This window comes from Zoogloea sp., from assembly GCF_023150065.1.
Lineage (GTDB): Bacteria > Pseudomonadota > Gammaproteobacteria > Burkholderiales > Rhodocyclaceae > Zoogloea.
Genome location: NZ_JAKLLN010000018.1, coordinates 1 through 12776, shown reverse-complemented (window position 1 = coordinate 12776; position 12776 = coordinate 1). Strand labels below are relative to the sequence as shown.

The following is a 12776-nucleotide window of genomic DNA, read 5'->3' as shown; positions in this document are numbered from 1 at the left end:
GCCTCTGGCACGCGCGCATGTTCAACGCACCGCCTGCGCACCAGCGGCCTGGGCCAGAGCGTCCCAGGTGCGCTGGAGGCTCGCCATCAGCAGCGGCGAGGCACGCTCGGGGTGGGTGGCGTAAATGGCCACCACGGTGGCACGATCGAAGTCCACATACAGGCTCGTACCATAGGCGCCGAGGATCGCCGTCCGGTGTCCGCCCCCTCCGGGATGGACAAAGCGGTATTGCCAGGCGCTGTCCTCTCCGAGGCCCCGCCAGGCTGAGGGCAGTCCCTGGACTGACGGGCTGGAGCCGGCAAGGGTCTCGACGAACCACGCGGGAACCAGCGCACGCCTCCCCGGCCGTGCCCGGACATCCAGCAGGCCCTGCCCCAGGGCCGCGAAATCCCGCAGGCTGAGGGCCAGCCCGTCGGCCAGGGGCGTGCCCTGCCCGTCACTGGCCCAGAAGGCCGTGTCCTGGGCCCGGATGCCGGACTGGAGCTCGCACAGCAGCTGGGCGGCCGGTTTCTTGGCTGCCTTCTCCGCCACCCACAGCAGCAGCTCGCCCTCGGGCCCGGAGGGCTGATCCACGCCATGCTCCGCGCTGCGCGGCCACGGGCTGCGGGCCGCCAGCCAGGCCCGGACACCCAGCCTGCCACCGGGCGTCCATCCAGCCTCCTGACGCCATCGATCCTGTTCCCCGGGGGTCCATTCGAGCCCGGTCCGGCCATGCACCAGCCGCGTCAGGGAGAGCTTGCCCAGGCCCCTGTTGCCACCCAGCTCCGGAATCACCCGATCCACCCCCTTGCTGCGGTCCACCAGGCCCTCGGCCGATGCCTTGACCACCATCATCGCCAGAATGGGGTGGGTGGCCTCCAGCAGCAGGCGCGGGCCAGCCGGATCGAAGCCGGTGCGCCGGTAGTCCAGCACCACCCGGCCCCGCCGCAAGACCAGCACACCGTCGGCGTCGATGCGGTTGTCCAGCATGTGGCGCAGGCTGCGCGCCGCCCCGTCGGCCGGATCCACAAGCTGCGTCCGGTCTACATCGATCTGTCGCGAGGGCGTGCTCCTGCGTTCGGTACGTGCAGGGGGGTCGATCCGGTCACCCGGCATGAAGCGGGCCGGGTGGGCCAGCCCGAAACGCAGGTTGCCCGGACGCAGCCAGTCGTCCGGCCCGACAATGGCCTGCCCTTCCGGCGGCGAGGGCAGACTGCGCTGGGTCCGGCAGGTGGTCTCCGCCGCCAGCAGCGGCAGGGCGACACACAGGACACAGCCAAGAGCGGGGCGAATCAGGCTGGAGGCAGGTTCAATCATGACGGTGATAGCGAGAGGGCTGGGCAAAGAACTCGGTTGCGGTCCGGGTCAGCTCGTTGAGGCTGCCGGCGCTGCGGGCCATCCCACGCAGCACGGTGGCGTCGCCCTGGCGGCTCTCCACCAGTCTGCGCAGGGCTTCGATCTGCTTGTCGCAGCCCAGATCCCGGGCATCGTCCATCAGACTGTCCAGGAGCCCGGCGAGGGTTTCGGCAATGGGCCGCTTGCAGCGCGCCAGAGGGTCGGCCAGCTCTGCATCAAAACCGAAGCGGCAGGCCTGGAACTTGTTGTAGCGCGCCACCAGCGCCTGCATGGGCGGGTCGATGGGTGGGCGCTCGCGTAGCAGCCAGCGGGCCAGGCTCTGGGCAAAGGCGGCCAGCTCGGCGGCCCGGTCGACAGTGAGCGGGGTGTCGCAAACGCGGACCTCGACGGTGCCGTACTCGGGTTTGGGCCGCACGTCCCAGTACAGGTCCTTGATGCTCTCGGCCACCCCGCAGGCCTGCAGCACCGCCATGTGATCCAGGAAGGCCGCCCAGTCCCGCACGTCCGGCGCCTGCCCCGACAGGGGAAAGGCCGACACGGCATTGAGCCGCGCCGAATCGAAGGCCGTATCCGTCCCGTCCACGAACGGGGACGAAGCCGACAGCACCACGAAATGCGGCACATACATGTTGAGGGCGTGGGTCAGCCAGATGGCTTCGTCCCCCGAGGTCACGCCGATGTGGATGTGCTGCCCGAACACCGTGAACTGCTTGCTGAGATAGCCGTAGCGCTCGTTGAGGAAGGCAAAGCGCTCCCCCGGGCAGATGCGGCGCTCCGGCCAACGATGGAAGGCGTGGGTGCCGCCGCCACAGATGGCCACATTGTTGCGCCGGCAGTGTTCGACCAGCAGCCCGCGCAGCCCCTCGAGGTCGGAGGCGATTGCGCTCACGTCCTGCCGCGGCTGGGTATTCACCTCGATCATGCTCTCGGTGATCTCGAGCTTCACGTCGCCGCAGCGGCCGTCATGGTGCAGGCTGGCGAGCAGATCGGTGGCCGCCCGGGTCAGGTCAAAGTCCCGGGGGGAGACGAGTTGCAGCTCCAGTTCCACCCCCAGGGTGAGGGGCCGGCTGGTCGTAAATGGCAGGTTGGCAAAGGGATTCATGGCGGAGGCTCACGGGTGGGAAGGGCCGCCTCGCCGGCCAGAACGAAGGCCCGGCGGCACAGCTGCGGCCCGATGAATTCCATCACCGCCGCCGCCAGCAGGGGCAGCAGCAGGGCCTGGGCGCTGACCTCGGGATAGAAGGCCGCCAGCTCGGCGGCCATGAAGACGGCCGTGGCCGACAGGGGCTGAACACCCAGCCCCAGCAAGCGGCGGCGCCCCGCCGGGAGGTCATGTCGACCCGTGGCCATGACGCCGGCAAATTTGGCGAGGCCCCGCACCAGGATCAGGCCCAGGGCCTGCAGCAGCATCAGCCCGGTGGCGTCTCCCAGGGGCAGCATCGCACCGGTCACCACAAACAGCACGATGGCGAGGATCCAGTGCCCCTGGGGCAGGCTGGTATAGGCCAGCACCCGGTTCCGGTCCAGCTGCCCCACGGCCACGCCCATCAGGAAGAGGCTCAGAAAGACCGGCACGGCCGCCATGCGTGCCAACCCGATGGCCAGCAGGGCGGCCGCCACCAGCACAAAAACCTGGCCAGCACCGCTCTTCTCCAGGCGAGCGGCAAGCCCCAGGGCCAGGCGCGCGCACAGCAGGGCGATCAGGGCACCGCCCCCCAGCACCCACAGGGGATGGATGAAGGCGTTGAGCCCGTCTCCCGCCTCCTCAGCGTGAATCAGCCCCAGCACCAGGGCAAACACCACGAAGGCCAGGGCACTGCTTATGGCAGTGAGCAGCAGAGTACGCTGGGTCACCTGCCCCTGGGCACGGCACTCCTCGGCGGTAAGCAGCACCACCGCTGGCGCCGAAGTCATGGTGATGGCCGCGGTGGCCGCGCTCCAGGCCGGGCTCAGCCCGACCACTCCCAGCGAAAACAGGAACACGCCCGCAAAGGCCAGCCCCGACTCGGCCACCGCCGTACGCAGCAGGGCCGGATTGGCCCGCAACCAGCCCAGGTCGAGATTACGCCCGGTTTCCAGCAGCAGCAGCCCCAGGGCCGCGTCGGCCACCGGCCTGGCCAGGGCCAGGGTCTCCCGGTCCAGCCAGTTGAGCCCGCCGGGCCCCGCAAGGGCGCCGGCCAGCACATAGCCAACGATGCGCGACAGGCCCAGGGCCCTGTGCAGCCCCTCCCCCGCCAGCAGGCCCGCCACCAGCAGCAGGGCCATGAGGGCCAGCGGATCGGCTTGCTCGGGCATCGGTGGCAAGAAGGAGAGCCTGTCCTGCAGGGTCTCCCAAGCACTACGCAGGCCGCTCATGCGCCTGCTACCTCATTGTGCACACGGCCCACACCGCCAGGCCTGCGCAAGGCAGGCCGGCAAAATGGTGTGAGCGAGGGTGCGGTGACGGGAGTGGACATCGACAATCCAGGTAACTATATTTATATCAATATAATTTAGGCCAATACATAAGGCAACCCGGAATATCCTGCCCTTCTTCCCGTACAGGACCTCCCATGAGCAGAACCAAGCCCCTCCGCATCGGCCTGTCGGCCCGCCTGTTCCACCCCCGGGACGGCGCCGTCGGCATCGAATCCAAGACCCTGCAAGTGCTGGAACAGTCCATCGCCCAGTGGGTCATGTCCCGGGACGTGATGGTGCTGATGGTGCCTTCCATCCTCAAGGACGGCCCCATCCACCGCAGCAACATCCGCCTGCGGGACTACGCCGGCTTTCTGGACGGACTGGTGCTCCAGGGCGGCGCCGACGTGAGCCCCGAAGCCTACGGGGAGGCCCCCCTGAAGGATGAGTGGTCAGGCGACCGGGTGCGGGATGCCTACGAGATGGAGCTGCTCCACGAGTTTGTGGAAGCCGGCAAGCCGGTGCTGGGGATCTGCCGCGGCATGCAGCTCATCAACGTGGCCTTTGGCGGATCGCTCTACCAGGACATTCCCAGCCAGTTCGCCGACGCAGCCCGCCACCAGGCCGATGCCTACGATCGCCACAACCACGGCGTGCGCTTTGCCGAGCGCGGGCGTTTCAGCCACTGGTTCGGCTCGGCAGATGGCGGGCAGGTAGTGTCCATCCACCACCAGTGCGTGCGCAGCCTGGGGCGGGACATGGTGGCCGAAGCCGAATCCAGCGATGACGGGATGATCGAGGCGATCCGCCACACGGGCCATCCCTTCGTGGTCGGTGTTCAATGGCACCCCGAGTTCCACACACCGGGGCGAGACGATCTGCTGGACTGCACACCGCTGCTGGAGGCCTTCCTGAGCGCCGCCCGGCAGTGCCGTTGAGGCAGCAGGGCGGGATGGATGAGGCAGGCCGGCCCCCCCCAATGAAAACGGCCGGTGAATCGCTCCACCGGCCGTCGTGTATCAGGACGTCAGATCAGGCTCAGTCGCCGCCGCGCATGTACTGCACCTGGAACATGGAGGGCGGGTTGAGCTTGCCGTCCACCTGGCCCTTGAACTGGCCGGTGGTGCAGTGCTTGCTCTGCACATCCACCATGGAGAACGCATCGTCGATGCCGATGCCGGAGCCCTTGTTGATGGGCAGATGGGCATCCGGATGGGACTTGCCGACCATGAAGACCTTCCACAGCTCGCCCTTGCGGTCGTAGATCTCGTTGGCACCGTTGAGGTTGCCGAGCTGGGCGTCCATGTAGAACACGCGCTTGCTGATCGGGTGGTTGGCGTTCACCGGCGCAGCCTCCAGCACGTACACCTTGCGCAGCTGCCAGGTGCCTTCGTGGAAGCAGCCGCCCTGCCCGCCGAAGTTCACGTACTTGTAGCCGTCGGACTCGGCGGGCATGTCGCCGGCCAGCTTCAGCTCGTTGTGGTTCCACATGGGCAGGATCACGTTCTTCGTGCCTTTGTAGGTCCACTTCATGTCGGAGATGCGGCCGTTGTAGCCCTCGAAGTCTTCGATCATCAGATCGGAGCCGAGGAAGGCGTCGGTGGTCTGGCCGGTGGCCAGGCGGCGCACCCGGCGCTGGAAGCCCAGGTACAGGTAGGCGTCGTCGAGTTTCTGGTCGTCCTCGTAGCGCTGGATCAGGAGCTGGGTGTTCTTCAGATCCTGGGGCTCCAGCACCTTCATGTAGATGGCGCGGAACAGCTCGGACGGGTTGGGCGTCACCTCGGGCACGGGGGCATCCTTGACCCGGTGCTTGAAGTTCAGGAAGTGCATGTTGAGCTTGAGGGTCTTCTCCACCTGCCCGGTCTGCATGTTGCGGTACTTCCAGTAGAAGGGATAGATGGCGGCGTTGTCGCCCCAGTTCACCCCGTACTTGTAGTTCCAGGCCAGCTTCTCGCCGGCGCGGGGGTCCTTGGCATCGGGTTCTTCCGGGAAGGGGCGGCCAGCCACGTAGCCCTCGATATCGCCGTTCTTGGCCCCCAGCTTGGCCTTGCCCAGGTTCTTGCGGGTCGCCTCGATATAGGCCTTGGACAGCTCGAACTGGGTGGTCGGCCCCACCTTGATCTCCAGCAGGCCGTCCTTCAGCAGCTTGTACACACCGGCCGGAACCGCGTCCTTGAACTGGTCCACGTTGCCCTTGTTGATCACCGTACCGGCGTTGAGGCCGGCGGCCTTGGGAAAGCCGCCCTTGTAGGGGTTGAAGGTGTTCTCCACGTCGGCCTCGGTGGCGGCATGGACGGCGCCGGCAGCAAACAGGGCCAGGGTGGTGGCGATGATGGTCTTCTTCATTATGAATGTCTCCTCGATCAGAACTTGTAGCGCATGGTCAGGAAGATCTCGTCTTCCCGGATGGCGGAGCCGATGGGGCCGGCGCGGAAGCGGCCCAGGGGCTCCATGCCGGAGAGGCCGCGGGAATAGGCCGCCATGGGATCACCCGGATAGGTGCCGGAGGTGTAGGGGGCGAAGGGGTTGCAGGAGCGGCAGTCGTCAAAGCTGTTGCCGCCGTTGGAGCCGCCCTTGAAGTTGGCGCCGAAGGTGAACTTGAGCTTGTCGGTGGTGCTCCACTCCAGGGCCGGGGCGATGGCGTGGGTGCGGGAGCGGAAGTCCCGGGCGATGATCAGCTGCGGGCTGATGCGGTCGCCGGCCAGGAAGCCCTTCATCAGCAGGGTGCCGATCACGTTGTCCTTGAAGTCGGGGATGCCCCGCTCGCCGACACCGCCGTTTTCGCGCTCGTGGTCGAAGATGTGCTGCCAGAACAGCTGGGCCGAGAACAGCGTGGTGCGGTGGGGGTTGATCCAGGGCACGAAGGTCGGCCGGTCCACCCCGATCACGCTGCGCCACACCCGGTTCTTCGAATACAGCTGCTCACGGTTGGTGTTGGCAAACTCCTCACCCCAGGTCATCGCCCCCTCGAAGCGGAAGGCCGCGCCCAGGGTCTCGGACTGGAAGTCCATGGAGCCGCCCAGCAGGTTGACCCGCGGGAACTCCATGTCGAAGGAGATCAGGTAGGGCCAGGCGTTCTGGTACTGCCCGGTGAAGGAGTTGGTGGCGCGCTTGCCCCCGTGCAGGGACGGCAGCTGGGAGCGGTAATGCAAGGCGTTCAGCGAGAAGTTCAGGCCGCCCATGGTCACGCCTTCGAACTTGGTACCGATCTGGGTGTTGGCCAGGCTCCACTTGGGCAGGTTCACATTGGCCAGACCGATCTGCCCCGGACCAAAGTTGGTGGCCAGGTAGGTGTCGGGGCCGACGTTGGCAAAGTTCGACACGGTGCCGCCGTAGTCCCACAGGGTGCGCATGCCGCGGAAGAAGCAGCCCGCGTCCAGGGCCACGTTGGCGGTGCCGCACTGGCCCAGGTTGTTGGCGCGGAACTGATCGATGTTCCAGATCACCTGCAGGTTGCGGTCCTGCATGGTCTCCGACGCGCCCATGCGCCACTCGGCCTGGGCGATCCACATGGGGATGCGGATGTCCTGGAGCTCGTCGTAGATGTTGTTGCGGGAGTAATCGACGGGGTTGATCACGTCCAGCACCCGGAACAGATCGGTACGGCCCCACACCACCTGCTGCTTGCCCAGTTTGAGGAAGAGCTCCTGGCCGCCACCGATGTCGAAGCTGTTCTTCACGTAGGCTTCACGGAGGAAGTCGAGACGGCTGTTGAACTCGGGAAACTCCAGGTCGCTGGTGCTCTTGTCGCCGTAGCCACCAAAGTCGGTACAGCCGCGCTTGTCCACATTGCAGGGGCGCACCGGGGTGGCGAAGGCCACGCCGCCGTTCACCTTGTGCCAGCGGTCACCCAGCACCCGCAGGCCGTCGTTGGGATTGTTGGGGTAGGCATCCAGGAACTTGTTGTTCGCAGCCCCCGGATAGCCCAGGCCCGACACCGCGGTGTAACCGATCGGGCCGGCCGGCGAGGTGGTGCCCCAGGGCACATCGGTCAGGCTGCCGCCGAGGGTGCTCTGGGCGCCAATCGAACCGCCGGCGTCTTCGCCATACTGGCCCTTGTTCATCCGATACACGCCGTCCCAGCTGCCCCGCAGGACGCTGTGGAAGACCCAGCCGCCCGAAAGCTTCTTGTCGGCCTCGACCTGCATGGTGTTGCGGAACTTGGACAGGCCGACGACCTTGCCGGTGTCGTCCCGGCCACGGAAGGCCGTGTGGTTCTCGTAGAAGGTGTCAACCTGCCACGGCTCGCTGGAGCTGCCCATGTCGGGCAGGTTTTCCTGGGCGAAGGCCGGCAGGGCGGCAGCCACCGCCAGGGCGGTGAGGCTGAGAGCCGGTGTCTTCCGGCTTGATCTGTTCTTCATGGTGTCTCCTCCTTGGTTGTGTCGATTGCGGCCGTCCCCCGGCCGCCCTCCCTTGAATCGCTGGGTTGCTTCCTCCTTGATCAGGTTTCCAGCACGCCGTCCTCGTCGTAATGGGCGGCCGTGACGAACTTGGGTTTGAAGACCACGCACCAGGACGGCACGATCAGCACCGCGGCGATGGCATTGACGATGAGCATGAAAGACAGGAGCACCGCTGCATCCGACTGGAAGCGCAGGTCGGACATGAAGATCCACATCACCACGCCGGCAATCAGCGTGACGGCGGTGAAGGACACGGCGTAGCCCGTGGTGGCCACGGCGCGGATCACCGCCTGCTTGATGTCCTGGAGCACCGCGAACTCCTCGCGGATGCGGTCCATGAAATACACCGCGTAGTCGATGCCCACGCCCACACCCACGGCGATCACCGGCACGGTGTTCACGTTGATGCCGATGCCCGCCGCGCCCATGTAGGCATAGGTCATCAGGGTGGCAAAGAGCATGGGCAGGACCATCAGCCAGCCCGCGTGGACCGAGCTGTAATAGACCATCACCAGCAGGAAGGCGATGATCATCACGGTGGGGATGATGATCATGTGGTCGGTGTGCAGGGCCTGGTTGCCCGCCGCCGTCACCCCCACGATGCCGCCGCCCAGCTCGATGTGGATGCCCTTGACCTCGGCCTCCAGCTTCTTCTTGCCCTCCTCGGCCAGGGCCACCACCCGGTTGATGGTGTCGGCCTGGTGGTCCTTGTAATAGAAGACCATGTTCGCCTCGTTCTCGTCGGCGTTCACGAACTCCTTCAGGGCACCGGGAATCGGGCTGGCGGCCATGTAGGCGAACATCAGCCCGCCCACTTCATCGGCGGTGTCGGGCACCTGCATCCAGCGCGGGTCATCGTTGTGGGTGAGCTTGTTGACCACCCGCAGCACCCCCGGAATCGCCTTGGCGCCGCCCAGGGTCGGGTCGGACAGCATGTGGGCCTGGAAGCGCTCGATGGCCGCCATCACCTCGGGGCGCTTGATGCCGCCCTTTTCGTCGGTACGCATCAGCACGTGCAGCTCTTCCGAACCGGGGAAGCGCGTGTTGATGGCCTTGGTGGACACGTTGTAGTCGTGGTGGGTGTGGAGCAGCGGCGAGCCCGGCTCGGATTCACCCAGCTGCACCTTGCCCACGAAATACAGGCCACCGATGGCGCCGATCAGGGTCAGCAGCAGGATGCTGCGGGCGCCACCGTCGGTACCGCCGGTACGGGCCATGGCCGCGCCCAGAAAGTTGCGCACCCCTTCATTGGCATTTACGGTGTTCTTCGGCGCCGGCAGCACGGTGAGGGCCAGGGGCACCATGAAGTGCACTGTGAAGATCACCGAGAAACCCCAGAAGCCCGCCGCCACACCCAGCTTGTGGTTGAAGGGCGCGGCCCCCAGCACCAGCACGGCAATGCCCACCGCGTCGATGATGATGGCCAGTGAGCCCGGCCGGAACAGGGCATCCAGCGCGTTGCGCGCCGCCTTCTGTCCGTTCTTGACGATGGCCAGCTCCTCGTAATACCGCACCACCAGCTGCACCCCGTGGGACGTGGCGCGGGCGGCGATGAGGAAGGGGATGGGCAGGGACAGGGGCTCCAGGTTGATGCCCATCACCGCCATGAAGCCGAGACCCCAGATGGTGGACAGGGCGATGCCCAGCAGCGGCAGCGCAATGCCGTAAAAGCGCCGGAAATACACGATCAGCAGCACCGTGATCAGGGCCAGCGTCCAGGCCAGGATCTCGACGATCTGGTTGAGGTAGGTGTACACCCAGCCGGTGAGCACCGGATTGCCGGTGACATGGATGCTGTGGCCCGGCACCGAGAGCTTCTCGCGCACTTTCTGCAGGGCTTCGAAGGTCTTCGGGTAGTCGATGTCGGCCTCGTTGAGCTGGGCCTTGATCAGCGCCGCCTTCATGTCGGGGGACACCAGCAGGCCATAGATCGTCGGGTTGGCGATCACGTCCTTCTTGAGCTGCTCCAGCTCGGCCACTGTGCGGGTGGTCTTGCCGGGGTCGTAGTAGGACTCGGAGGCAAAGCCGCCCTGCTCGTCCAGAAAGATCTTGCGGGCCGTGCGGTGGGTCAGGCTGGAGACCAGGTTGTGATTGACCCCGGGCAGGTCATCCACGCCCTGGGTGGCCTGGTGGATCAGGGCCAGGGTCTCATCGTTGAAGATGGTGCCCTTCTCCACCTCCACCGCCATCACGATCATGTTGGCGCCGCCGAAGTTCTCCTTCAGGCGGTTGTAGGTCTGGATGTAGGGGTGGTTCTGGGGCAGCAGGTCGGCGAAGTCGGAATAGATCCGCAGCTTCGGCAGGGCCGCGCCAAACAGCGCGGTGATGACCAGGATGAGGCCGAGGACGATCTTCGGGTTGGCGAAGATCCATTCTTCCGCCCGGTGCAGGGCGTGGGTGATGCGGTGACGGGTTTGGCTGACCATGATGCGTCTCACTGGGCCGCAGCGGCGGTGGTTGCGGTGGAAGCCTGGGCGGCCTGGGTGCCGATCACGCGGAGCAGGCCCCCCGGGCCGCCGGCGACGATGGCGTGCTGATCGGGCAGGGACACCGCCGCGGCCAGGAAGACCGGCACGGCGTCCGGGTAGGCCACGCTGCGCCAGGCCTCGCCCTCCAGGCGGGCCACGCCGCCCCCGGCGCCCACGCCGTGGGGCACGCCCTCATGCACGAACAGCCGGTACAGGGGAATGCGGCCGATATTGGTCTGGCGGGCCCAGCTGCGACCGCCGTCCCGGGTATGCAGGATCTGCCCGGCAATGCCGCTGGCCCAGCCCTCGGTGGGGCTGGTGAACAGGGTCGCGTAGGGGTAGAACTCGTCGGGCATGGGCGGCAGGCGCGTCCAGGTGGCGCCGCCGTCGGTGGTGGTCGCCACCAGGCCGAACTCGCCCGCGGTGAAGCCGACCTTGTCATCCACCATCTGGATGCTGGTGAGCTGGGCGTCCTCGCCCATGTCGGTCACCGTCCAGCTGGCGCCCGCATCGGCGCTCACCGCCAGGGTTGCGCCGGTGCCGGCCACCCACCAGCGCCCCTTGCCGTCACAGCTGATGGCCAGGGGCGTGCGGGGCTTGTCGAGGGGCACCGACTTCCAGCCCGTGCCGGCGGTGTCCCCACTCCACACCTTGCGATAGAAATCCACCGCCACGAAGCGCCCGTCCGGGCAGGTGGCGATACCGATCAGGGAGCTGCCCCCCAGCATCTCCCGCTTCCAGCTGCGGCCGTTGTCGGTGGACACCAGCACGGCACCGCTCTGGGTGCCGGCCACCACCACCTTGCCGTTGCTGGCCAGGGCCTGGGTCATGTCATAGCGCTGCACGGGCCGGGCGGCCTCGATGGCCACCGCCGACAGGTCGGCCTGGGCGGTGCAGCCGGCAAGGCCGATGAGCCCCGCGCCGATGAAGGCCACGCCCGGGGCGCGGCTCAGGTATGTCTTGTTCACTGGGTCTCCTCCAGTTTTTGTGTTTTTCCGGCGCAAAGCCACCCCTGCTCCATGGCCGTGGCCTGGAGTTCTTGTCAGGGCGACTTCATTCACCCGCCGCGGGCTGCCGGCCTGCGGCGTGTAAGGCGCCTAGCGGCCCAGATCCTTGGCGCTGACGCCGGCGATGCCCCAGTTTTCCTTGGGCACGTCGTGAATCCACACGCGGATGTTCTGGACCGGGGCCCCCACGGCCTCCTGCAGGGCCTGGGTCACTTTTTCGATCACCGCCCGCTTCTGCTCCTCGGTGCGGCCTTCAATCATGTAGATCTGTGCGAAAGGCATGTCTCTCTCCCTCTGGCTTTACTTGAATCGCACCGACACCGAGCCCATGCCCTGGACGCGCAGGCTGACGTTGTCGCCCGGCGCCACGGCCACCGCCTCGGTGATGCCCCCGGACAGGATCAGCGCACCGGCCGGGATCTCCTCACCCCGGGCGCCCAGGTGGTTGGCCAGCATGGCAATGGCCGCCGCCGGGTGCCCCAGCACTGCTGCGCCGGCACCGAAGGCCACCGGCTCACCGTTCTTCTCCATCACGATCCCCACCGTGCGGAGATCCACTTCGCTCACCGGCAGCGGCTGGCCACCAATCACGAAGCGGGCCGACGAGGTGTTGTCGGCGATCACGCTCTTCAGGTCGAACTTGAAATCCCGGTAGCGGCTGTCGATGATCTCCATGCCGGGAATGACGAAATCGGTGGCGGCCAGCACGGCGCCGATATGGCAGCCGGGGCCCTTGAGGGCGCGCTTCATCACGAAGGCGATCTCCGGCTCGATCTTGGGATGGATCAGTTCCGAAACCTTCACCTCGCCACCGTCCGGCACCGAGCCGTAATCGGTAATGAAGCCGAAGCACGGGGTCTCGACCCCCATCTGCTTCATCTTGGCGTAGGAGGTCAGGCCGGCCTTGAGGCCGACGATGCGGGTACCGCGGGCCTGCTTGCGGCGGCGGATCTCGTCCTGGATGGCGTAGGCGTCCTCCCAGTCCATGTCCGGATATTCATCGGTGAGCTTCAGCGTGTCCCGGACTTCCAGCTCGCAGGTTTCCAGGTGCTCCGCCAGGCGGGCGATGGTGTTGTGGTCGAGTTTCATGCCGTCAGCCCCCGTGCCCGCGCCATGGTGATGGCCGTATCCTCGATCATGTCCTCCTGCCCGCCCACCATGCCGCG

At 66.7% G+C, this 12776-nt stretch carries 10 protein-coding genes and 1 pseudogene; 1 reads left to right on the top strand and 10 read right to left on the bottom strand.

What is annotated here, in order from left to right; all coding sequences use genetic code 11:
- Positions 1 to 21: 21 nt before the first annotated feature.
- From L6Q67_RS17630 to L6Q67_RS17620, 3 genes are read right to left on the bottom strand one after another with little or no spacing between them, the layout of a single operon-like run.
- Positions 22 to 1296 carry a hypothetical protein gene (locus tag L6Q67_RS17630; protein WP_296572460.1) on the bottom strand — a complete coding sequence of 425 codons (1275 nt, stop codon included), beginning with the start codon at positions 1294 to 1296 and terminating at the stop codon, positions 22 to 24.
- Positions 1289 to 2437 (bottom strand): YbdK family carboxylate-amine ligase, encoded by a 1149-nt coding sequence (locus L6Q67_RS17625; protein WP_296572457.1) that lies wholly within the window; start codon positions 2435 to 2437, stop codon positions 1289 to 1291. Before L6Q67_RS17625 ends, L6Q67_RS17630 begins: the two co-directional genes overlap by 8 nt.
- Complete coding sequence (locus L6Q67_RS17620) at positions 2434 to 3690, bottom strand: cation:proton antiporter (protein ID WP_296572454.1); 1257 nt, start codon at positions 3688 to 3690, stop codon at positions 2434 to 2436. Before L6Q67_RS17620 ends, L6Q67_RS17625 begins: the two co-directional genes overlap by 4 nt.
- 197 nt (positions 3691 to 3887) lie before the next feature.
- Between L6Q67_RS17620 and L6Q67_RS17615 the strand changes: the two genes are divergently transcribed.
- A complete protein-coding gene (locus tag L6Q67_RS17615) occupies positions 3888 to 4670 on the top strand; it encodes a gamma-glutamyl-gamma-aminobutyrate hydrolase family protein (RefSeq protein ID WP_296572450.1) in 783 nt (260 codons plus the stop codon).
- A 100-nt stretch (positions 4671 to 4770) separates the two neighbouring features.
- Here L6Q67_RS17615 and L6Q67_RS17610 read toward each other — a convergent pair whose 3' ends face one another.
- The 7 genes and pseudogenes from L6Q67_RS17610 to L6Q67_RS17580 form a co-directional block, all read right to left on the bottom strand.
- Positions 4771 to 6078, bottom strand: coding sequence for a DUF1329 domain-containing protein (locus tag L6Q67_RS17610; protein WP_296572448.1), 1308 nt, complete (start codon positions 6076 to 6078; stop codon positions 4771 to 4773).
- A gap of 17 nt (positions 6079 to 6095) precedes the next feature.
- Positions 6096 to 8093 carry a DUF1302 family protein gene (locus L6Q67_RS17605; protein WP_296572444.1) on the bottom strand — a complete coding sequence of 666 codons (1998 nt, stop codon included), beginning with the start codon at positions 8091 to 8093 and terminating at the stop codon, positions 6096 to 6098.
- 80 nt (positions 8094 to 8173) lie between these two features.
- A complete protein-coding gene (locus L6Q67_RS17600) occupies positions 8174 to 10561 on the bottom strand; it encodes an MMPL family transporter (RefSeq protein ID WP_296572434.1) in 2388 nt (795 codons plus the stop codon).
- Positions 10562 to 10569: 8 nt separating this feature from the next.
- On the bottom strand, positions 10570 to 11571 hold the full coding sequence (locus tag L6Q67_RS17595) for a YCF48-related protein (protein WP_296572431.1): 1002 nt from the start codon (positions 11569 to 11571) through the stop codon (positions 10570 to 10572).
- Between the two features lie 129 nt (positions 11572 to 11700).
- A pseudogene (locus L6Q67_RS17590) lies at positions 11701 to 11895 on the bottom strand (2-hydroxymuconate tautomerase); the annotation flags it as partial.
- Between the two features lie 15 nt (positions 11896 to 11910).
- A complete protein-coding gene (gene dmpH, locus L6Q67_RS17585; RefSeq protein WP_296572728.1) occupies positions 11911 to 12699 on the bottom strand; it encodes a 2-oxo-3-hexenedioate decarboxylase in 789 nt (262 codons plus the stop codon).
- The coding region (locus L6Q67_RS17580) for a hypothetical protein (RefSeq protein ID WP_296572725.1) at positions 12696 to 12776 on the bottom strand (81 nt) is incomplete at its 5' end. The genes dmpH and L6Q67_RS17580, both read right to left, overlap by 4 nt.